We start from the raw sequence: 22271 nt of genomic DNA on the forward strand, positions 1-22271 counted from the left end.
AAAGAGAATAAAATGACTGCACTCGTCTTTTTGAATGTGGCCATGTTCGTCATGATCCTCGGCCTCGCTTTCGGCCTGCTCGCCATGGGGCGGCAAATCGGCATCCTGTTCGAACGGGTCGCCCCGATGGGGGCTTTGGTGAACGATGCCGGCCCACAGGTCGGCATGGCATCGCCGCAATTCACCCTTGAAAGCCGCACGGGCGGCATGGTCACCATCGGCCCGCGTGCCGACAGAAGTACGCTCGTCTTCTTCCTGTCGCCGACCTGCCCGGTCTGCAAGAAGCTGCTGCCGATCGTCAATCACATCCGCAAGGCCGAAGGGGCGTGGCTTGAGGTGGTGCTGGCCTCGGATGGCGGCGATCTGGCGCAGCATGACAGGTTCATCACATCGGCCAAGCTGCAGGACTATCCCTATGTGGTTTCGACCGAACTGGGGCTGGGCTACCGGGTGGCGCGACTGCCCTATGCCGTGCTGCTGGATCAGCACGGGGTGATCCGCGCCAAGGGCCTGATCAACAGCCGCGAACAGTTCGACAGCCTGTTCAATGCGCTCGATCTCAAGACCCCCTCGATCCAGTCCTACCTGTCCACCCAAGATGTGCAGCCCGCACATTGATCGTCATCACGCAAAGGAGACACCCTGTGAAAAACCTTATCTCCCAATTCTCCGGCTGGCTCGACACGCGGGTCGAGATTACGTCACGCGGGATCGCCCATCGAGCCGGACGTCGGTCATTTCTCAGCCGCGCCGGGTGGGCATTGGTCGGTGGCACCGTTTTGCCGATGCTGCCCTTTGATACGTTCGGCGGCGCCGCCATGGCGCGCGGCTTCGGCGAGCCCGAGGAATTGCCCGAGGACTGTGAATACTGGCGCTATTGTTCGCTGCACGGCGGGCTGTGCAGCCATTGCGGCGGCACCGTCACGCAATGCCCACCCGGATCTACCCCGTCCAAGGTTGCCTGGGTCGGCACCTGTCGCAACCCCAATGACAACAAGGATTATCTGGTCAGCTACAACGACTGCTGCGGCACCGGCGGCTGTGAGACCGACGGCTGCTCGCGTCAGGAAGGCGATATGCCGGGGTATCGTATGGGCCTTGCCTCGGAATCAAGCTGGTGTCTGGCAAATACCGACAACAGCATTCATTGTACGCTGGCCATTGTGGTGGGGCTTGCAGAATGATCAACGACGTCAGGGCAATGTTCGTCGTCTGCCTGAGCGCGCTTGCGGTTTCCGCCAGCGCACAGGACCAAAACGCGGGGGCAGCTCTCTTCGATACAAACTGCGCAGCCTGCCATCAGAAGGCAGGCGTCGGCGCCCCCGGACTGGCTCCTCCTCTGGCTCATCGCGAGCTCTTCGCGCGCCTTGGCGAAGAGGCTCCCATCTATCTAAGCGGTGTACTGCTTTCGGGGCTGACCGGGCGCATTACCGCAAACGACATGGAATATGTTGGTCTTGTCATGCCATCGCATGTCTGGCTGACCGACGCAGAAGTCCTCGCCATCACGAATTACGTTCTGGGCGACCTAAACGATATAAACCCAAAGCTGTCTCCTGAGGAACTGGGGACCTTACGCGAAGCGCCGCCCGACCACGCGGCCTTAATCAAGATAAGAGAGAGGGTGGCACAATGAAGTTCAGATCGTTCTTTTTGTGCGGTCTTCTGACCATTCTGCCCGGTATCATCCTTGCCGACATCGACAAAACCATGCCGGGACCGCAACGTGGCACTGCCACCAACTATGTCCTGAAGTGCATTGGCTGCCACATGGCCGATGGCAGGGGCCTGCCACAGGCGGGGATTCCAGATTTCGTGGATTCGATCGGATATTTCGCCGGCTCACCTGAGGGGCGGGCCTATCTGGTCAACGTCCCGAACGTGCGCGGCGATGGTCTGTCGGATGCCGATACAGCGGCGCTGCTGAACTTCATCATTGATGTCTGGGCCGGTCAATCCAAGCCAGCGGACTTTGTCCCTTTCGATGCGGACGAGCTCGTACAATTACGGCAGAAGACGACGAGTAATGTGGTTGATATCCGTCGCGATGTGGTGGAGCATCTTGCCACAGAGGGATACACACCGTCGGCCTACCCTTGGCCCTGACAGGGTGAGCCCTCTGCGCTGCATAAATGGTCCATTTTGTTGATTGCCACTCAGAACTGACGCACGTGCAAGCTTGCCCCGGCTGAATACGCTGGGGAGTATCGGAGGGTTTTGTTGCAGTTTTTCACACGGCTTGCGAGTAGCTTCGCTTCGGACAGAATTATGCTGCGAGCTGGGCGAATTGCCGAAAAGCGGCCAGCTCGCGCCGCACAGACAACATGAAATCAAGGGTTTGGCCACCACAATCCACAGCGCGTGCAATGTTTGCCATCGGCGCACCACGTGTCCATCCCCTCCAAATCGGCGATGTCTTTTGCGCGTCCATCGGTAGCGGCTTGGCCATCAACACAGTCCCTTAAATCCAAAGTTCTACACTGTGTCGCAGTGACCGGCTGAAGCCGGTCACTATTATTCGCACGGCTATCAGAAGATCCTGCGCGAACACGGCTTTCAGGTTGCGATAAGCAGCAAGGGAAATTGCCATGATTGCGAATATGGTATTGTGGCTCGAGGGCCATCTGCGAATACATCAACGGCGTCTATAATCCGCGCCGCCGTCACTTGGCATTGGGCTGGAAAGCCCCGTCGCTTTCGAACGGAAAATGGCCTAAACGAGCCACTAGGCCGACACAAAACGCGACAGGTCCAATTCTCAAATTGTCCCGTCAAAGAGCTTCGCCCGCACCAGCTTTGCGACGTCGCGGAGGCTGGGGGAGCGGTCCGATCGCTTGCTGCCCTCCGACAAGCGCTTGATCCTGCGCAGCGAGGTTCCGAAGTATTGGGCAATCTCGTCGTCGCTCAGTCCAAGATCGTGAAAGGTTTCAACCGTCCGTTCGGGATACGGGCCGAGCAGATCGTCGGCAGCGTTTCGGTAATCCTGATATTCGGCTCCCTGCATTGGGTAAAGATGCCAAGGTGTGCTCTCAGGCGCGAGGACCAGTTGCTCGTCCGCCTTAGGTGTTGCACCGTCATCGAATCTCGTCATCGCGTTGCCTCCTCTGAAAGCGGAATCCGGTGGAGTATGGAATTTCGTAGATTCGCGACATTGTCAGCCGTCAACTGGGATGGATTCCCGCCCAGTTGACCTTGCTGCATTGGCAAAATTCCACGCATCCGATGCACCAATGGCCAACGGATGATCCCCGTCAATGAAACCTCCCTGCAATGGCCACAGCCTCGGAAACGAACGTAACACAAAACAAGGTGTTTGCATGAAACCGACAAGCCGGATTCTGGCGTCATTGGCCGTCGCGAGTAGTCTGTTGGCCACAGGATTGGCCGCTGATGAGATCACACCGATCAACGGGTTGGTCTACTTGATCAACACCGATACCGAGGAACCCATCGATGGCTTGCTGCGGTGGGAACTGGAGCTTCGCGAGCGCGGGTTGACCGCGATGGTCAAGGCCTCAAACCCCGTGCTGGAAGCCTATCCAGAGATATTTCGCCGCCTGGCCGCTACAGGGCACGAAATCATTGGTGGGTATTCCGGCATCTGTTGGGACAAGCCTTACGAGGAACAGCGTGCGGCCATGCACGAGGTCAAGTCCTACATGGAAGACCTGACTGGTCACCCAATGCGGATCTTCGCCTGTTCCTATTCCTCGTATGACGAGAACACCCTGCGCGCGGCCGAGGATCTGGGCGTTCCCTACGTTCTGGCGCGTGGCACCGAGGATGTCCGCGCTGTGATCTATCGGCCCGAGGAATATGATGTCGGCCTGATAGAAGTGTCGAACGTGGCGTTCGGAGAACTCGGTCGCGGATCGCTCTGCGACATCAGTCTGTTTTCGCGTGGCGCGACCGAAGCCGATTTCGCACAGGTCTTTGCCGAAAGTATCGCCAGGCATCCCGATAGCATGATCCTGGTCTCGCACCCGCATATTGGCGGCACCAAGGCCGGCTACTGGGAGGTCTACGAGGCGGCGCTCGCTGAACCGGGACTTGCCTGGCGACCCTTCGATGCCTGGGTGAAGGCGGTGACCGTCATCAAGCGGCCCCTTGCCCGGATTCCGGAAAACCGCGATCTGCAATACCTTGAGCCGCAGCCAGCGGTTCCGCTTGAGGAAATCGCGGATTTGCCCGAGGTCGGAGACAAGCTCGTGATGTTTCACAATGGTGAAGGCCCGATGTGCCGCGAGGCTGCTGCGTTTATTGCCAGTCTCGATTATCCGGTCGAGGAGCATCTGGTGGGCGAGCGCAATTTCCTGCCCATGCTGGAGACCTACCGGTCGAGATATGCAGCAAGCGAGGGTGTCTCGGAGCGGTTCGAGCTTTTTCCGCTCATCTTCATCGAGGGTCGGGCATTTTCAGGATTTGACGACGTCGTTCGTTCTGCCATCGAGGCGGAGGTGGCGGATTAGGGGCCGGAACATCCGACTGGTTAGGATGGTGCCGCTGTGCCCTGTTCACGTCGCGATTCCGGTGTCGTCGTTCTTGTGCGGCAGCGGCGTGACCACGGATACGACCGGTTTCAGACAGGTCTCGATTTCCTTGAAATCAAGCACCTCCTTGCGTTCCAACGCGTCAATCAGCGCATGGACCTCTTTTTCGTGACGCGAGATGATGCCGATCGCCTCTGCCTCGGCGTCTTTGAGAAGCGTCGTCACGGCGTTGTCCACCCGGGCGGCGGTTTCGTCGGCATGTTCGCGCGGCTGGGCCATCGACTGACCAAGGAAGGGATGATCCTCGCGCTGGCGCAGATCCACCGGGCCTATGTCCTCGCTCATGCCCCAACGGGCGACCATCGAGCGGGCCAGTTCAGTGGCGCGTTTGATGTCGTCGTCGGCGCCGGAGCTGACGCTCCCGAGCAGGTGTTTTTCGGCCGCGCGCCCGGCCAGCAGGATGGTCAACTGGCTGTGAAGGTAATCCTCGGGCAGGGTGTGATGCTCCTCGCGCTCGAGCATATGCGTACCACCCAGGCTGCGCCCGCGCGGGATGATCGTCACCTTGTAGAGCGGGTCGGCTCCCGGCGTGAAAAATGCCGCCGCTGTATGACCAGCCTCATGCACGGCCAGGCGGTGTTTTTCCTCGGGCTGAATTGCCAGCGTGCGCACGGTGCCCATCATCACCTTGTCGCGGGCCTCCTGAAGATCGGCCTCGGTGATAGACCCGGCGCTGCGTCGGGCTGCCTGGATCGCGGCCTCGTTCAGCAGATTTTTCAGATCGGCGCCTGAAAAGCCCGGGGTGCCACCCGCGATTGCATCCAGATCCGAGGGATCGGTAAGCGGCAGCGCCTTGGCATGAATGTCGAGGATTGCCCGCCGAGCCCGCCGGTCGGGAAGGTTGAGCATGACGTGCCGGTCAAAGCGCCCGGGGCGCAGAAGAGCAGGGTCAAGCACGTCGGGCCGATTGGTCGCAGCCAACACCACGACGGCCTCCTTGCCCTCGAACCCGTCAAGCTCTGCAAGGATCTGGTTCAGCGTCTGTTCGCGCTCATCGTGGCCGCCGCCAAGCCCGGTGCCCCGGGTGCGGCCGATACTGTCCAACTCGTCGATGAAGATGACCGCCGGGGCAGCCTTGCGTGCGGCCTCGAACATCTTGCGCACACGGCCCGCACCGACACCGACGAAAACCTCGATGAACTCGGAGCCCGATGTCGAAAAGAACGGAACATCGGCCTCACCCGCCAGCGCTTTTGCCAGAAGTGTCTTACCGGTGCCGGGTGGGCCCATCAAAAGCACCCCGTGTGGCACTTCGGCGCCCACGCGTTGGAAACGTTCGGGTTCGCGCAGGAACTCGACCAGTTCGGCCACCTCCTTTTTGGCCTGATCCTGACCTGCTACGTCGGCGAAGGTCGTCCGGGTTCCGCTTTCGCTGGGCCTGGAAAACCGTCCGCTGAACAGACCACCCAGTCCGCCCGCACCAAATCCGCCTCCCGTCTGACCCAGCATCCGCCGCTGGAACCAGAAATAGACCGCAAGAATCAGGATCCACGGCAGGATATAGCTGAGAACCGACACGCCGCGGGGCTCCTTGGCGGTGATCTCGACGCCATGCGCTTCCAGCAGCGGCAGAAGCTCCGGATCACCCTGCGATGGCGTGACCGCGCGGAAACGCGGCGTCGCGGCGGCAACGTCATCCTTGCCCGAGACCGTGATCGCGTTTTCCTCCAAAAGGCCCTGCCCGACCTCTCCCTTTCGGATCATCCGTTTGATCTCACTGTAGGAAACGACCTGAACGCTTGAATCAATATTGGTGAAAGACGAAACTACATAAGCCGTAAAAAGTAGCGCCCAGAACATGATGGTTATCCATGGCTTCCGGGAATCGTCATTTGGAGGATCGTTTGGCATTCTCTGTCTTTCCTTGGTGCCGCCGATGTCGCGGCAATGATGGTCGGTCAATCGGCCCCGAGACTCTCTATCAGTTCCGCCGCCACGCCCTGATAGAGCCTTGCCCGGGCCGGCCACTTGGCCGGCGTGCGGACCTCCACATCACGCAGGTGGTTGATGGCCAACCGTGCGCGGGTCAGGCAGGTGACAACGCCATAGGTGGTCAGCAAGGTGCGACTTGGGGGCGGGATTGTCTGCGACAATCGGAACAACATGACGGCCCGAATCCATGCCGCACCTGCTGAGGCACATTCGATCCCCAGCTCGTTGAATTCAAAGAATGGGTCGGCAAGCCGGACATCGTGATCGAACTCCACGCGGTCGAAGACCACCGGCGGGTCGGTCAGACAGACATGTTCGGGCCGCAGGTCGCCGTGGCCTTCGCTCAAGAGCCCCTGACAAGCCCGCGCGATGATTTCCCCGCGGCAGGATTCCAGCGCCGGGAGCGCGAAATCCAGCACCTCCTCGCGCAGCGCGTTGCCCATATGGTGCCGCATTTCGCGCAGATGGGCCGCGTTGGTCCGACTATCGCGCATAAGACGATGGTAAAACCGGTGGCCCATGTCAGCGGTCCTGTGTTGCTTGCGATAGAACGAAACCAGAAGGTCGCTCAGGCTGACGATTTCCGAAAGTCGCGGGACCGGACCGGCCTTCAATCGGAGATCCAGCATCGAGGTTGCAGGAAGCCGCACCATTTCAACCAGCCAGTCGACAACGCGCCCTTCCCCGCCCAAAGCCAATCCGCCGTCAGGCTGCTGCACAAGGGGCATGACGCCGCGATAGACCGACCCGGCCAATTCCCGGTTCAGTCGGACTTCCTCACGGCACAGATGGGCCCGCGCCGCCAGAGTGCGCTGGTCAATATGCAGGAGCCGCACCGGTTTCTTGAGCTTCCACACCCGATTCCGGGTGAGAAAGACATAAGACGCATGGGTTTCAATACATTCCGGTGGCGGCTCACCTGACCAAGGCGACCCGGTCCTAAGGAATGCAAACTTGTCCCTCAGCGACACGTCAACAGGTTCGCATTCCGTTTGAACGAGGGTGCTGACGGGCAAAGACATGCGATCTACGCCTATTCCCAAAGCTCCTGAACTGGTTTGCGCATGGCGTGCTTGACCTGCTCGAATTCGCCCCAGGAGACATGTCGGCGTAAAAGGTCGATGACCGCCGCCACGGCCCGATCCGGTTCATCCAAAGGCTCCTTCTGAAACCGCGACGCAACCCGCGCGATCAAGTCACTTTTACCGCGTGGTTTGGCCGGGGTTTTCGAAGGATTCCAGCCTTCGAAATATACGCCGCGTACCAGCACCGGAAGCTGCGCTGCTAAATCTGCGGCTTCATCAACCGTCAGAAAATCACGAATGGCGTGCAACGTCTCGTGCAAAAGCATGTATGCCCGTGGCTTTGGGAACTCGAGATCATCGCAGAGTTCATTCAGCCATTCGGCAAAAACCTGCGGGGCATGATCGAGTGTGGCGATACCGGTTATGGTCATGAAACACCTGTCGCTTGAATATCGTTGGATTACATGATGGGCGGCAATCCCCAGCAGCGCATTGATGGCCGTCAATGCCGCGACCTGACCAGCCCGCAATGAAGGGGCATGCTTTTCTTTGCACTCAACGGATTCGACAGGCTGCCCGTATCGGGGGCTTGAAATCGCCCGCCACAAGGAGCGCGAATTCGACGGTGGGGAGCCGCTGGTGGGTGTCCGTGGCCCGATGACGTCGAAGGGCATGCCATCGCGACGCATGATCTGCTCACGGATGCGGCGGTCTCGGCCTTCTCCCGGACCACTCTGCGCGACACCATCTCCCAAACCGACAGCGTTGCTGTTGTTGCGGCAATCAATGGTCACGTCGACGACCGGATGCGCATCCTGACCTGTGCCTCCTGATTGCCGATGTGATCAAGAGAATGCACCATCCGCTTGACGGCAGTCAATGAAACCGGCGCGCCATGACCCCTATCATGTGTCCAAAGCGAAGCTGAAAGGAGTCTCTCAAATGGAAATTACCGCGGCAATGCACCAACAGGTCGATTGGGCCAGCGCCGACATGCCCGTCAGCGAGATGGCGAAGATGATGCGAAAGGATGACATCGGCGCGATTCCGGTCGGCAAGGATGACAAGCTGATCGGCATGGTCACCGACCGTGATATCGCGCTCCGGGTGGTGGCGGAGGGACGCGATCCGGCAAAGACAACCGCCGAGGAGATCATGACCAAGGGCATCGTCTATTGCCGGACGACCGAGACGGTGGAAGACGCCGTCCATCTCATGGACCAGAAGAAGATCCGCCGTCTTCCGGTCATCGACGATAACAAGCGGCTGGTGGGCATGCTGAGCCTAGGCGACATTTCCCACGCGGTCGGCAGGGAATTGTCCGGCGAGCTTCTGCATGCCCTGGCGGATCATCACAAGTGACCAAAGGCACACAAGCGGTGTCTGAGGGTTTATGCAGGACCAGATAATATGAGGAAAAGTCTATGACGTATTACTATGCAAATGTGTTGGCCGTCGCAGGTCTCCTTGCACTGACAGGTTGCGAAAACCTCACTTCAGAACAGCGGACGGTGGTCGGCGTCACGTCCGGTGCCGCCGCTGGTCTGATTACAGCCGAGGCGTTCGATGCCGATGACAACTGGCGTCTTATCGCCGCGCTCGCCGGGGCGGCGGCCGGTACGCTTGTCGCACAAAATTCAGCGACCGATGATTGCGCCTATGCCCGCGGCGACGGAACCTATTTCACCGCGCCATGCCCATAGGGACCAGAACGAGGACTGATCGAATGCAGATCGAACCGATCATCTCTTATCACAATGTCGACCACTCACTGGCGGTCGAGAATCTCGTGCTCCGACGCGTCAGGATGCTGGAACGGCGCGAGGACCGGATCACCGGATGCGAGGTGACGATGGCGGCGCCGCAGGAAAGGAAACGGCACGGGCGCGTCTTCAAGGTTCGGCTCAACCTGCATCTGCCCGGTCCTGATGTGTCGATTTCCCGCGAAATCGCCCAAGGCAGCGCGCAGAACGATTTGATCCTCGCCGTGAATCGCGCGTTCACCGCCGCCGAGAGGGCATTGAGGTCGCGCAAAAAGAAGATGGGCGGCATCGAGGTAAAGCATCACCCGCCCGTGCTACACGGCGAAATCGCCGAACTGGAGCCTGAACTTGGATATGGCTGGGTTCAGGCCAATGATGGCCGCTAGGTATATGCCCAGCGCGACAGCCTGACCTCTGACGACTGGGAGCGTCTGGACAAAGGCACCCGGTTCCGCGAAGTGCAGGGTGACAAGGGGATTTACGCCGTGTCGGTGCCGATTGCGGATTGAGGGAAATCAGCGGTGGGGGAAACCCGGAACACCCGAAAATCCACCGCGATCCGGGCCGACTTCTCGACATCGGTCAGGGTTCGGTACGATGGTTCTTCAAAAGTTTCTGAAGGATGGCAATGGCTTCGATTTCGTCTTCGTCGGCCGCTAACGCCAAGGCTTTCATGTCCCGGATCAAAATGCGGTCAGGTTCGAGTATGTCGATAACCCCTCGGTCGCTGAGCGAATGCAGGGAGCGAGAGATCGATTCCGGCCGTGTGCCCAACAGATGGGCCAGATCACCCCGGCTGATCGGAATCTTGACTTCGACACCTTCCGGTCTGGGCTGCAAAATATGGTCGATACCACGAAAGCGCGAACACATCAGCAACAGGAAACCGGCAATGCGGCCGACGATCTTCTGGTTTGAAAGAATGATCAACCACTCTCGCGCCCGGTCCAATTCGTTGGCGGCATTCAACAGCACCGCGGGTTCAAGGTCCGGCGATTGCGTCAGCAGGGCCTCGAATTCCGCCCGGGGAAACGCGCAGATTTCCGTGTCGGTCGCTGCCTCGATGGAAAACTCTGCTATGCCGTCGAAAACCCTTCCAAAAAAGTCCCCCTGGACAAGAAGCCCGACGATCTGTGCCCTTCCATCGGCCAATGTCTTTTCCATCCGCAAAACACCGGACAGAACGCAGCCGATGAAATAGGATCTCTCCTGCGCATGAACGACGGTTTGATTGGCGCGATAGCTTTTCACACGGCACATCACCTCGAGCGCGTCCCATGTTTCGGGGCGAAGCTGAGAAAACGGTGTCGACTTGACTAAACTCAGGCGTGTCTCTTTGCGATGCTCTTCCACTATATCTACGCACCTTCGATTGTCTGACCATGCTATCGCATTGTGCCGCTTTCGTGTCGATCAACAGTTTGTGAGCAGTATCATCATTGCGCTACCATTGCCACCAGCGGCAAACCGCTGAGCCGGGGGCGGCATTGACATGTATCAATGACCCTCCGGTGCCAATCAGTTTTCATCTCAAGTGTGCAAGGTGTTTAAAGTGGGGGGAGGAGATGCGTCACAAAACATGGGCTTTGGTGAGCGATGGCGTTCGTGCCCGCATTCTGCGGGATCTCGAAGATGGCGCTGCGCAGGACCCGATAGAATTCATCAGCCAGGCAAAATCAATCCATCTGCGCGATCATCTCTCGGACAAGCCGGGCCGCAGCGTCGCATCGGGTGCCGGCGGGCGGCGCTCTGCCATGGAACCCGGATCCGACCCGGTCCTGCGCGACATGCAGGATTTTGCCCAGGAAACCCTCAGCGTTCTGGAAGACCACTTTCGTAAGGGGCATCTGACCCGGCTGGCGATTTTCGCCGCACCAAAGATGCTTGGGGTCCTGCGCCGCGAAATACCCGCGTCTCTGAACAGTGCCGTGATCCTCGAACGCGATCTCAATCTCGTCAATCTGTCCGAGGTGGATCTGCGCGACGCCGTGATCCAGGCGCTTGGTAAGGAGTCATAGACATGATTCAGACTGCGCGTGATTTGGACATGAGTGTGCCTTGGCCCCGAACCGATCTCCACGCAGCTTTTGCAGCGTGTCGCGGATGCAAGTTACGGGGCTCTCAACTCTGCCGCATCGTCAAGGATGAGCCTGTTTTCGACATTCATCCGCCAATCATCCGCCATTTCAGCCGCGGAAAACGAATTTTCGAACAAGATAGAAGCAGCGGCTTTCTCGGGGTTGTCCGACGCGGTTACGCACGAAGATCAGTGATAAAGGTGAGCGGCAAACGCATCCTGGTGGGTCTGGCGATGCCCGGAGATATCGTTGGAGGACTTCCCGGTCAGGAGCGCGACTATGATTTCGAGGCCGCCACCGACATCGAAATCTGCTGTTACGACAGAGCGACGGTCAAGCGGCAACTGGAAATCAATCAACGCTTCCGCAGGCTGATGCTGCGGGAGATAGACCATCAGCACCATAGCCTTCTCGGCCTGCTCTGGCGCAATGGCACATTGAACAGCCGCGAGCGGATCATCGCCTTCCTCGTCAAGGCGGCCGAGTTCATGCCGAGCGAGCCGCTCCCCGACGGGAGTCTCGTCGTGAGCATGGAAATCGATCGGGGCGACTGGGCCGACCTGACCAACACCGCGGTCGAGACGATCTGCCGGACATTGCGGTATCTCGAAGAAAAAGATCTGGTGACCAGCCTTACTCCATACCGGTTCCTGATCCGAGATCTCGGCTTGCTCGCGAGCATTGCGGGCGTGGAGCCACCCGCACGTTGCGTGGGAGAGAATGGTCGATCAAAGCGGATGGAAAGCCGCTTCGGGTTACTGAAATCTGACGACAGGATGACCGCCGTCAATGCACTGCAGCGCGGTGCAAATAGACTCAACGCTGTCATGAAACCTGTGGCCGTGCAGAAGGGCGGCCTTGCCAGAAGGAGACCTGAGGATGCCCAAGAAGAAGTCCGAAATTGAAGTTCGCAGAGAGACGCCGCCAGCCGCCGCTTAAGGGTGGCCATCCATGCTTTCGCTCAGAAACGAGATCGACCGATTGTTCGACGATTTCGGCGCAGGACTCTGGCGGCAACCGCTGTCGCGCCGGGTACATTCGTTGTTCCCCGCAAGTTCCGAATGGGTGCTACAGCCAGCGACGGAACTCGTGGAATGTGACAGTGAATACCGGATCACGACCGAACTGCCCGGCATGGCCGCCGAGGATATCGACATCAAGATGAGCGATGGAACGATTACCATTCGCGGTGAAAAATCGGAGGAGAAGAAAGAGGAGAAGGAGGACTACCTCGTCAGTGAACGCCACTATGGGGAATTCCAGCGCACCCTGTCCCTGCCCTCCGGCGTCGACGCCGAGGCCGTTTCTACAGATTTCGCCAACGGCGTGTTGACCGTGACGTTACCGAAGACCCCGGAAGCGAAACAGAAGGAACGCAAGGTGGAGGTGAAATCCGCCGCCTGAGCCGACGACGCAGTCGAAATCCCTGCACCTCCATCGGGTGGAGGCGCAGCCTTGCCCCTGACCTGTCCCTCAACGGCCTGCTGCCGGGGTTTCTTTCTTGATCGCCGCCTTGCGGATCTGGTGGATCTGGTCAAAGGCCATGGTTACGAATTCAGCCGTGGCCGAGCCGGGGTTTTGTGCCGCAGGGGCATTCAAAACGGCGGTACCACCAGATTTTCATCCCCATCCAATAGCCAACTCAAATCAGGGAAAAGCCGGACGCATGCCGGCGGCCAACGTCTCGAACGTCAACGATCAACCCGGCAGAACATGCTCTCGTTGCGGTGGGCATGACTTCGTCGCATGCGAAACCACAACATCAATCTGAAGCGGGAAAAGCCTTATGCCATACAACGGATACCCGCCTTGCATTAACCCTGAAACAGCTCGGCATGAGGTTTTGAACGGAGCATGACCGAGCGCAAGATCGCGGTGTCGATGATTGCCTTCCCGGTGTCCTCCTTCTAGGGCGCGTAAATCCGGTTCCCACTTTTGCGCGACGTGCTCTAAGCGACGTAGGTTTCCGCCACTCCGACGACGTAGTTCTTGCCATAGGCTTTCGCGCAACGCGGGCAGGTGGTGTAGAAGAAATAGATATCGCCCGACGTTCCGCCGCGCTTGCGGATCAGTTCCTGCATCTCCCGATACCAGTTGCGGGCCTCACGATAGGGTCCCTCAAAGACCTTGGTGACGAAGTCCCCGGACAGCGTTGTCATTTCTTCGTTTTCGACCGGCTTGCCGACGGAAAAGTAGTGCTCGCTGGCCCAAGGCGAAGTGTCCCGGGTCAAAACGATGCAGTCGTCCGAATCGAACGCCCCGGCATCCTCGATGTGGCCTTGCACACGGGAAAACACCCGGCCCATATTCAACGGCACATGCATGGCTGACATCGTCACTGCCCGCACCATGGGTTTGTCGCGGAAATGCAAATCCTGCCCGTCCCATCCCTCCGGATTGAACTTCGGACAACACCCTGTGGTGTTGATCGACATGTCGTAGTGTGGCAATTCGTTGATCCGCATCGGCCTTTCTCCTTCATCATCTTTTGCTTCAGAATAGACAGATCGGCACATCCGGCATTGATGGCACGCAAGCGGGCGTTCATGATCTCGCGTTGGCCTGTCGCCCACGCTCGGTGCTGCCACGGCGGACTTGCACGCGAACCAGGCGGGTCGATCCGTCGGTTGGAAACTCAACGATCGTGCCGTCTTCACCGCTCCCGTCCTGTGCCTTGGCGACACTTCCATCGCTGCAATCGACTTGCAGCACTTCTATTGAAATGGATCCGGCCTGTCCCCGCACCGTCGCGCGATAACCGGTCCAGTCCGCAGGAAGGCAGGGGGCGGTGCGCAAGGCGCCAGCCCGCAGTTCCAGTCCAAGGATTCCTTCGACCGCCAGGCGCCACGCCCAGGCCGCGGCACCGGTATACCAGGTCCATCCGGCCCGGCCTTCGAACGGGGGCGTACCACCGACATCCGCCGGAATGACGTAGGGCTCACCCCGGTAGGCGCGCATGTCCTCAGGGTGCGCGCTGCGGCGCGCGGGGTTGATCAGGTCGAATATCCGGTACGCCTCATCGCCGTCCCCGAGCCGCGCAAAGGCCAGCCCAAGCCACGTGGCCGCGTGGGTATACTGGCCGCCGTTCTCGCGAACACCCGGCGGGTAGGCGCGAATGTAACCGGGATCGCGTAATGTCTTGTCGAAGGCCGGTGTCAAAAGCCGGACAAGCCGGTGTGCAGGATCAATCAAATGGGTGGCGGCTGAGCGGAGTGCCTGTTCGGCGCGTGCCCGGTTTGGAGCACCTGCCAGAACTGCCCAGGACTGGGCGATGCTGTCGATCCGACACTCGTCATTCTGCGCCGATCCCCATGGGACACCGTCATCGTCAAAGGCGCGTAGATACCATTCGCCGTCCCAGGCGCAGGTTTCCGCAGCCTGTCGCAGTTCCTCCGCGCGCTTGCGCCAGAACCCCGCCTCATCCACCCGGCCGGACAGATCGGCCAGATCCGCACAGGCATCGCCGCAATGCGCCGCGAACCATGCCAGCCAGACACTTTCACCGCGTCCGTGACAGCCAACCCGGTCCATGCCGTCGTTCCAATCTCCGCTTCCGATCAATGGCAGACCGTGCGCCCCCCTGGTTGCGCCGCGCTGCATCGCACGAAGGCAGTGATCAAACAGCGTGGAGGATTGTCCGATCTCGAACGCGGCATAACGGTCCTCCTCGTCCTCGGCCAACGGCGGGGCGGAAAGAAAGGGCACCTCCTCCTTCAGGATGGAGATGTCGCCGGTCGCGCGGACATAGGCATGGGTCGCGTAGACCAGCCAGAGCATGTCGTCCGAACACCGGGTCCTGACACCGCGGTCCTCTGGTGGATGCCACCAGTGCAACACATCGCCCTCTTCAAATTGATGGCGCGCACAATCGAGGATATGGGCGCGCACGCGATGCGGCTCGGACAGAAGGAACGCCATCATGTCCTGCAACTGATCGCGGAACCCGAGTCCGCCGCTGGCCTGCTGGAACCCGGCACGTGCGAGGATGCGGGAGGCGAAGGACTGGTAGGGCAGCCAGCGGTTCACCATCAGGTCGAAGGCCCCATCCGGTGTCTCGACCTGGATCGCCCCAAGACGGTGCTGCCAGACATCCGACACAGCCTGAGTGGCCGCAGCCGCCTTTTTCGGTGAAGCGAATGTCTTGGCGAGTGTTTCGATCTCGGCCATGCTGGTGGCAGCCCCGAGCACGAAGACCACCTTTTCCACAGCACCTGGCGCGATATCGAGGTGCACTTGGTAGGCCGCGCAGGCGTCCTCCACCGAATCTGTTCGCCCCCAGGGGCTCCAGCGCCGCAGACCTTCAGGCATTGCAGTGCCGCCGGGGCCCAGGAATGCCTCACGGTCGCACGTCATCGCATGTGCCTGTCGACTGGCGGTCAGGAACGCGATCTGACCGGCAAATGCCGGTGACCAGCTGCTTTGCGCAATCAGCGCCCGCGCAGTGCCGTGAAAGCCTGTCCTGACATGCGGCTTGGCGATCGACGGCGTCGCCCCGAGTTGCCAGTCTGCATAACAGGTCGCAGTGATGCGCCGCGGGCGGGCGGTGGTGTTCGTCAACTCCAAGCTGAACAGCTTGACCGGCGCATCCTGTGGCACCGAAATCGAAAGCCGCTGCCCAAGTCCCTGCGATGATCGCTCCCAAACCGTCTCGCCTGCCCGGTACATGATGCGGCATTGTGCCGGATCGCCCGTTGGCAACGGTGTGACCGTCCAGACCCGCGCTGTTTCCTCGTCTCGCAGATAGATCGCTTCGCCTTGCATGTCCGCGACCGGATCGTTTGACCATGGCGTCAGGCGGAATTCTCCGCTGTTGAGACTCCAGGTGAAACCCAGCCCGGATTCCGTGACGATCGTGCCGAACCTGTCGTTGGCAATGACATTGCACCACGGCACCGGGGTGGTTAAACCCGGCTCGGTCTGTATGAGATAATCCCCATTGTCGGGGATAAAGCCCCCAAGGCCGTTGTCACAGATCAGGTCCTCGGGCCGTTCCAGTGGCTTGAACGCCTCGGTCACCGGTCGGCCGCCGGGGTCGAAGACCGGTGGTTTGACGTAGTTTTCCTGCCTTGTCGGCAGCGCCGCATCCAGCGTCGGCGCGGCACCATCAAGCGTCACCCGCGCAAGGGTCTCAAGAGCGCGCACTTGGGATGGAGAGATTCGGTCAACGCTGTGCAGATGAATTCCGCCGTCGCCGCCAAGCCCCTCGGCAAGCCCGGCATCGCGCAAAGCGTCGCGCAGCCTTGCGGCGATCGGCGCTTCGTAGCTTGAGGCCTTTGTGCCAAGAATCACAAGATCGGAGCGCAGGCCATTTCGTCTGAGCCAGCGCTGCGCGCGCACGATGGAGGGGAGCAGATCGGCACCGTCAGCGTCCGCGACTTGAACGAGTATGATCGGGTGATCGCCGGAAACGCCAAGCCCCCAAAGGTCAGGCTGTCCCGGCCCCGCGGTCTCTCCGTCAGCGGCAGTCCGTGCCGCTGACCTGAGCAGGCGGGTGGCGAGGCGCTGTGAACCGGCCATATCCGATGGTGTCAGGCCGACACGATTTGCCTCATCTGCGGCAGATCGGGCTGCATCCTCAAAGGCCCAGTCCAGTGCGGCGACGGTCGCGTAGCGTTCTGCGGTGTCGATTGCCGCCTGCCGCGACCCCGCCGCAATTGTGAGATATGCAAATGTCGCACGCTGTCCCGGCGCAAGACTGACTCGCGCCCGCAGCGCGGCAACCGGATCGAGGGTCCAACCTGCCGCCCCCGTCATTTTCGCGTTTGCGGCGTCGAGATACGTTCCGTGGCGACCGATCAGCGCCCGCCTGTCCGTTTCGGCGCCAACAGGGACCACGTCCCGATCCTCACATAAAAGCCGGTGCAGCATCACCGGAGGCGCATCTTCGGGCCGACGTGGACGCCGGGTGAAAAGCAAAGCATTCATTTCCGGCAAGATCTCGCTCCTGACAAAGAGCTTGCTGAAGGCAGGATGGCGTTCATGCGCCGCATGCGGTGCAAGAACCGGTTCAGCATAGGTTGTAACGTCGACCACGCGGCGCCGGTCGTCATGATTGACCAGCGTAACGCGCCGAATCTCCACGTCATCGGCTGCAGCGACGCAAATCTCCTGCGTTGCGGCGATGTTATGGTGCTGCAGGTGGAAGGTCGCTTTCTCGGCGTGAAATATCACATCCACCCAGTGTTCGGGCGTGCGCCGGAATTCCCATATCTCGTCATCCTCGGCATCGCGCAGCAAAAGCCGCGCCGCGCCGTTGTCGACAACCTGATCACAGGCCCAACTGGTCAGCGACTGCCCGTGCCGCCAGATACTCGCCGTTGCCGCGCTCGACAGCCAGACCGAGAGACTACCGTTCCCGAGTGTATGGACCTGCGGCGCATCCGTGTCCTCGGCGGGCCAGCCGTGCAGCGGGCGAACACGTCGTTCAACCTGCTCACGAAGCGTCGACCCTGCGTCCGGCAACGGCTCTGGGATATACTCCCACGGCACCCGTTCATGCATCAGCAGATCGATGGCTGAAATGCGCGGGTCCCGGTTGAAGCGACGCACGAAAACGCTGTCGTTGAGCGCGTTGCCAATGGCGGACAAAAGCATGCCCTGATGGTGTGCCATATAGGTGAAAACCGGCACATGGGCGCCGGTTTCAGGTAACCGCGAAGGTGTGAAGTCAACTGCATCATAGAACCCGTAGCGCCCCCGGATGCCAAGCGCGTCGAGCCAGCGCAGATTGCTCACGGCGGCCCCCGGTCGGACTGACAGCGCGAGCGCACTGGCGTAAGGGGCAACCACATAATCCTCCGCAAGCCCCTGGCGCAGGCCAAGCCCGGCCACGCCGAACGCGCGGTATTGGTAGTTCTGTGCCATGTCCCGTGCGGCGAATGCGGCTTCCGACACGCCCCAAGGCAAACCGAGCCTGTCCCCGTAGCGACGCTGAATATCGACGGCGGCCTGCTCGCTCTGGCCAAGCAACTGACCCGGCGCACTGCGGATCAGAAGCGCCGGCATCAGGAACTCGAACATCGACCCGTTCCATGACAGGACCGTCAGGGGGCCGGAGGACCGCGAGATCGGCCGCCCCAGGTGGAACCAGTGTTCTGCCGGAACATCGCCCTTGGCAATGGCGATGTAGCTGGCCAGCCGCGCCTCGGACGCGAGCAGATCGTAGCGATGATCATCCATCCGGTCGAAACTGAGATTGTATCCGATAAAGAACGTCCGGGTTTCGCGGTCGTAGAGGAACGAGAAATCCATTCCCATCGCGAGCGTGTCGGCCTTCTCAGCAAGGGCCAACAGGTTGTCGCGCAAAGCCACCCCTGCAGTCTGTCCAGCGGAAATGGCGGTCCGTAGCTCCGCGCCTTTGACGCCGGTTTTCGTGTGGCTTTCAATACGATCCTGCATGCATTCGAACACCTCATCAAGCTGCCCGAGCGGCAGGTTCAGGCACAGCCTTTTGGCCATCTCGGCGGCGCGGTCATCGACCTCCATCCAACCGTCGATCGCCAGCCACGGGCAAAGGGCATCGAGATCACGCAGGAAACTTGCCGCGTGATGGCGGCAGCGCTCGAACCAGAAATGCAATTCGCCCGGATCGGCACCGGGCGTGGCGTCCAGGGCATTCAGAATAGCCCCGGATAGCTTGGGCAAGTCTTCTTCGAGACTCCGACAGAGGGCACTACGCCAGCCAGCCGGATCACCCCGAGCCGCTTCGGCACTGTCGCTGAGGGTGCGGATCAGCCCGCGTATCACTTGCGAATGCTCGGTCGGCAGGTCTCCGGTGGCCTCTGTCAACACGCCAAGCGTGTCGATGAACCCGTCCCAGAGTGCCCGCGACAGCGCCGGGCCATTCGCGGCCTCGACGAGGCTTTCGCGCAGGGTCAGAAGTGCCACCGCTAGGTTGCCACTGTCCACCGTCGAGACATAGCGAGGCTCCAGCGACAGAAGGGCGCGCGTATCGAACCAGTTCACGAGATGCCCTTGGTTGCGCTCAATCCGCAACAATGCCTCAAGCGCATACTCTGTCCGCTGTGCGAGGTCGCGCAGCCCGATATGTCCGAGATCAAGTGCCGTGATGGACGACAGAAATTGCATCCCGACATTCGTGGGCGATGATCGGTGGGCGATTTTCGCCTCGGGATCGGTCTGGTAGTTGTCGGGCGCAAGCCAGTTGTCCTCGGGGCCGGCGAAAGTCTCGAAATAAGCCCATGTGCGCCGCGCGATGTGGCGGAGCCACCTACGGTCTATGTCCGAAAGGCTGTCCTTCGCGGGCTGCCATGGCCGGCAAATCAGGTACGCGATTTCTGGCGACAGAATCCAGAGCACCAACAGCGGCAGTGCTCCGGGCAAGGCGGCAGGAGCCAGAACGGCCAGTGTGGTCGTGATGGTGAGACCAAGCAGAGGTGCGCCCGCCATGTCGATCCAGAAGCGGGCGCGCGTATCGGCCCCGGTCGCGGCAATCTGGGCGGCTGTCGACCATTCCAGCATGTTGCGCCGCGACACGGTGAGCCGCCACAGAGCACGTCCGATGGCGTCGAGGCAGATCACGGCCTCGTTCGCCATGAATGCGATTTCCAGAAGCCACCGGCCAGCGTGGTCGCGCAATTGTCGCCAGCGGTCCTGCACGGTACCGCGGCGACGCCCGCGCGAGATACCCGTGACGATATAGGTCACCAGATAGGTGCCGGGGGCCGCCACGGTCAGAAGGGCCCAAACCAGCGCCGCCTCAGGTATCACGAGCCATCCGCAAAGAGCCAGCAGCACAAGGCACGGAGCGATCAGACTCCGGCGGAGATTATCAATGATCTTCCAACGATCGAGTGCAGATAGAGGATTGCGCAACCGATCGCCGCTGCGCCCCGGCACCTGTCGGCCAAGCCAAGGCAACAATTGCCAGTCCCCACGAATCCAGCGGTGCATACGGCGTGCGAAATCCGGATAGCGCGCCGGAAATCCTTCGTAGAGCACGATATCGGATGCCAGAGCCGCCCGCCCGTGGAGCCCCTCGAACAGGTCGTGGCTGACCAGCGCGTTTTCCGGAACCCGGTTCCCAAGGCTGCGCCGAAAGGCCATTGCGTCATAGCCCCCCTTTCCGGTGAAAATCCCTTCGCCGAAAAGGTCCTGGTAAACGTCGGATACTGCGCGGCTGTAAATATCGATGGCAGTGTCGCCGGTGTAGAGCCGGGTGAACGGCGAAACGGCCCCCGCTTGCGGGGATATCTCGATTCTGGGCTGGATGACCGTGTAGCCCGCGATAACACGCTCTCCCTCCGCGTCGAATTCAGCGCGGTTGAGCGGATGGGCAAGCGTGCCAAGAAGGCTGTGCACCGCGCCCGGGGGCGCAATCGTGTCGGCATCGAGCGTCACGATAAACCGCGCGGCGCGCAATCCTTCGACATCCCCCTCGGTCAGGGGGAAGGCATCCCCTGACCCGTCATGCAGGAAGTCGTTGAGCGCCTCGATCTTGCCGCGTTTGCGTTCCCAACCCATCCAGATGCCGTCCACCTCGTTCCATCTGCGGCGGCGATGGAGCAGGACGAAGGGCGCGGAGGGCGCGTATCGACGGTTCAACTTGCGAATTCCGTTGATAAGCGCGGCCTCAAGCGCTTGGTCCTCGTCCGTCACTTGTTGCGCGGCATCGGCAGGGTCGCTCAAAAGCGCGTAGTGCATCCGCCGATCCGGGTTTGTCAGCATATGACGTTCAAGCTGCGCAAGAACGGGAGCAACCTCGTCGGGACTTCGGAAAATGGCCGGGACGATGACGGCCGCCTCAACGCCTTCGGGTAGTCCCTTTCGGAAATCCATCTTGGGCAGAACCCTGGGCGGCACGATCTGCGTGACGAGCCAATTGGTCACCGTCATCGCAATGATCAAAGCCGGCATGGTCAGCAGCAGACCACCAAGCGCAAGCGCAACGCCACTTGCATCCCTATCGATGAGCAGCGCCAGCGGGACGGCAAGCGCCAATGCGGCAACTCCGACAAGGCCCGTAACGTAGACCCATCCCGGTCGGCGGAGCGCCAGACGGCGCAAGGCTTCGGCGTGCTTGCTGCGGTAGCCCGTCAGAGCCTCGAACTCACCACGACCGCCATCGACCAGCCACCATCCGACATGGCTCTGGCGCGGTGATCCAATATGTCCGCGCGACATGCGAACCGCCTCGCGCGCGATGTTCGGCTCCGACTGTCCGGTCCCTTCGGCGAGGTCCTCGATCGCCTGCCGATACCGGTCTCGTGTGTCAAAATCTATCTCGGGGTATAGCCCGTCAGGTGACCTGCGCAGGATTGCCTCGACATGGCTTGTCGCTTCGACAAATGCTTTCCAGTCGATCCGCTCAATTGCGGCAAGCGCCACGATCGCCCGCGACAGGGCGTCGGTGGAATCCCGGTCTTGCCAGTTCCCGGGCCTCTCCAACCCTTGAAAGGGTGGCGCGAGATCCGGGACAAGACAACAGAAGGTCGTCACGATTTCTTCAAGCGCCACGAGCCGAAGCATCGCGGGGACTGCCCAAAGTTCGGCGAGGGAGAACCCTTCCCTGCCTTGGAACTCATTCACGAAAGCTGTGACGGTGGCTGCGTCGATTTGCGCATGCCTTTCATCAATGTAGCTGCGTGCCGCGAGAAGCACGCGCGGGCTCCCCCGCGCTTCAGGCCACGCGGATCGGGCAAGGCGTCGATAGAAAGCCGGGGGCATATCCTCGCGCACCTGACGTACCGCCCGACGCACATGATACTCGTTGTCAAGCAGCCACTCTGCCGCCTTCGAGACTTCGGGCGGTGGCGCGCGGCAGATGCGCCGCGCCTCATCCAGCCACGCGGACATCCTGTCGAGGTGCTTCCATACCGGTACGGCCCTTGGAAGACCAGGATGCACGCAATTGTGCTGTCCTTGGTCTTCGGACGCAGCGGCGACCGGTTCCTGCAGCTGCGA

At 60.6% G+C, this 22271-nt stretch carries 19 protein-coding genes and 1 pseudogene; 12 read left to right on the plus strand and 8 right to left on the minus strand.

Features of this window, described 5'->3' with window-relative positions; translation table 11 throughout:
• Positions 1-12 precede the first annotated feature (12 nt).
• The 4 genes from B30_RS01695 to B30_RS01710 are packed head-to-tail and all read left to right on the plus strand — an operon-like array spanning position 13 to position 2106.
• On the plus strand, positions 13-618 hold the full coding sequence (locus tag B30_RS01695; protein WP_009570251.1) for a methylamine utilization protein MauD: 606 nt from the start codon (positions 13-15) through the stop codon (positions 616-618).
• A gap of 26 nt (positions 619-644) precedes the next feature.
• Positions 645-1184, plus strand: coding sequence for a methylamine dehydrogenase light chain (locus tag B30_RS01700; RefSeq protein ID WP_009570252.1), 540 nt, complete (start codon positions 645-647; stop codon positions 1182-1184).
• On the plus strand, positions 1181-1636 hold the full coding sequence (locus B30_RS01705) for a cytochrome c (RefSeq protein WP_009570253.1): 456 nt from the start codon (positions 1181-1183) through the stop codon (positions 1634-1636). The genes B30_RS01700 and B30_RS01705 overlap by 4 nt, the downstream gene beginning before the upstream one ends.
• Positions 1633-2106 (plus strand): c-type cytochrome, encoded by a 474-nt coding sequence (locus B30_RS01710; protein ID WP_009570254.1) that lies wholly within the window; start codon positions 1633-1635, stop codon positions 2104-2106. The genes B30_RS01705 and B30_RS01710 overlap by 4 nt, the downstream gene beginning before the upstream one ends.
• Positions 2107-2266: 160 nt before the next feature.
• On the opposite strand, the gene B30_RS22295 is transcribed toward B30_RS01710, so the two are convergent.
• Entirely contained in the window at positions 2267-2449 is a 183-nt protein-coding gene (locus B30_RS22295) for a hypothetical protein (RefSeq protein ID WP_009570255.1), read from the minus strand.
• Between the two features lie 162 nt (positions 2450-2611).
• On the opposite strand from B30_RS22295, the pseudogene B30_RS22710 reads away from it, so the two are divergent.
• A pseudogene (locus tag B30_RS22710) lies at positions 2612-2717 on the plus strand (IS3 family transposase); the annotation flags it as partial.
• Positions 2718-2758: 41 nt separating this feature from the next.
• On the opposite strand, the gene B30_RS01720 reads toward B30_RS22710, so the two are convergent.
• A complete protein-coding gene (locus tag B30_RS01720) occupies positions 2759-3091 on the minus strand; it encodes a hypothetical protein (protein ID WP_009570256.1) in 333 nt (110 codons plus the stop codon).
• Between the two features lie 226 nt (positions 3092-3317).
• On the opposite strand from B30_RS01720, the gene B30_RS01725 reads away from it, so the two are divergent.
• The gene (locus B30_RS01725) at positions 3318-4469 is read left to right on the plus strand and encodes a polysaccharide deacetylase family protein (protein ID WP_009570257.1); all 1152 of its coding nucleotides are present in this window, start codon (positions 3318-3320) and stop codon (positions 4467-4469) included.
• A gap of 45 nt (positions 4470-4514) precedes the next feature.
• Here the strand turns inward: B30_RS01725 and ftsH are convergent, their stop codons facing one another.
• The 3 genes from ftsH to B30_RS22460 are packed head-to-tail and all read right to left on the minus strand — an operon-like array spanning position 4515 to position 8301.
• Positions 4515-6452, minus strand: a complete 1938-nt coding sequence (gene ftsH / locus B30_RS01730) for an ATP-dependent zinc metalloprotease FtsH (protein ID WP_232616883.1) — start codon at positions 6450-6452, stop codon at positions 4515-4517.
• The gene (locus B30_RS01735; protein ID WP_009570259.1) at positions 6449-7504 is read right to left on the minus strand and encodes a hypothetical protein; all 1056 of its coding nucleotides are present in this window, start codon (positions 7502-7504) and stop codon (positions 6449-6451) included. The genes ftsH and B30_RS01735 overlap by 4 nt, the downstream gene beginning before the upstream one ends.
• A gap of 11 nt (positions 7505-7515) precedes the next feature.
• Positions 7516-8301 (minus strand): DUF2267 domain-containing protein, encoded by a 786-nt coding sequence (locus B30_RS22460; protein WP_009570260.1) that lies wholly within the window; start codon positions 8299-8301, stop codon positions 7516-7518.
• A 148-nt stretch (positions 8302-8449) separates the two neighbouring features.
• Between B30_RS22460 and B30_RS01745 the strand changes: the two genes are divergently transcribed.
• The 3 genes from B30_RS01745 to B30_RS01755 all read left to right on the plus strand — a co-directional run bounded on the left by B30_RS01745 (position 8450) and on the right by B30_RS01755 (position 9656).
• A complete protein-coding gene (locus tag B30_RS01745; RefSeq protein ID WP_009570261.1) occupies positions 8450-8869 on the plus strand; it encodes a CBS domain-containing protein in 420 nt (139 codons plus the stop codon).
• 62 nt (positions 8870-8931) lie between these two features.
• Positions 8932-9210 carry a glycine zipper 2TM domain-containing protein gene (locus B30_RS01750; RefSeq protein WP_009570262.1) on the plus strand — a complete coding sequence of 93 codons (279 nt, stop codon included), beginning with the start codon at positions 8932-8934 and terminating at the stop codon, positions 9208-9210.
• A 23-nt stretch (positions 9211-9233) separates the two neighbouring features.
• A complete protein-coding gene (locus tag B30_RS01755; protein ID WP_009570263.1) occupies positions 9234-9656 on the plus strand; it encodes an HPF/RaiA family ribosome-associated protein in 423 nt (140 codons plus the stop codon).
• A 196-nt stretch (positions 9657-9852) separates the two neighbouring features.
• Here B30_RS01755 and B30_RS01760 read toward each other — a convergent pair whose 3' ends face one another.
• Positions 9853-10623 (minus strand): Crp/Fnr family transcriptional regulator, encoded by a 771-nt coding sequence (locus B30_RS01760; RefSeq protein WP_009570264.1) that lies wholly within the window; start codon positions 10621-10623, stop codon positions 9853-9855.
• 212 nt (positions 10624-10835) lie between these two features.
• Here B30_RS01760 and B30_RS01765 point away from each other — a divergent pair, with 212 nt between their 5' ends.
• From B30_RS01765 to B30_RS01775, 3 genes are read left to right on the plus strand one after another with little or no spacing between them, the layout of a single operon-like run.
• Entirely contained in the window at positions 10836-11288 is a 453-nt protein-coding gene (locus B30_RS01765) for a host attachment protein (RefSeq protein WP_009570265.1), read from the plus strand.
• Positions 11289-11290: 2 nt separating this feature from the next.
• The gene (locus tag B30_RS01770) at positions 11291-12253 is read left to right on the plus strand and encodes a Crp/Fnr family transcriptional regulator (RefSeq protein ID WP_009570266.1); all 963 of its coding nucleotides are present in this window, start codon (positions 11291-11293) and stop codon (positions 12251-12253) included.
• Between the two features lie 46 nt (positions 12254-12299).
• Complete coding sequence (locus B30_RS01775; RefSeq protein WP_009570267.1) at positions 12300-12752, plus strand: Hsp20/alpha crystallin family protein; 453 nt, start codon at positions 12300-12302, stop codon at positions 12750-12752.
• A gap of 545 nt (positions 12753-13297) precedes the next feature.
• On the opposite strand, the gene B30_RS01780 is transcribed toward B30_RS01775, so the two are convergent.
• Positions 13298-13813, minus strand: a complete 516-nt coding sequence (locus B30_RS01780; RefSeq protein ID WP_009570268.1) for a hydrolase — start codon at positions 13811-13813, stop codon at positions 13298-13300.
• 79 nt (positions 13814-13892) lie between these two features.
• On the minus strand, positions 13893-22163 hold the full coding sequence (locus B30_RS01785; RefSeq protein ID WP_009570269.1) for a GH36-type glycosyl hydrolase domain-containing protein: 8271 nt from the start codon (positions 22161-22163) through the stop codon (positions 13893-13895).
• Positions 22164-22271 lie beyond the last annotated feature (108 nt).

Source organism: Celeribacter baekdonensis B30 (genome assembly GCF_000299875.1).
Classification (GTDB): domain Bacteria; phylum Pseudomonadota; class Alphaproteobacteria; order Rhodobacterales; family Rhodobacteraceae; genus Celeribacter; species Celeribacter baekdonensis_A.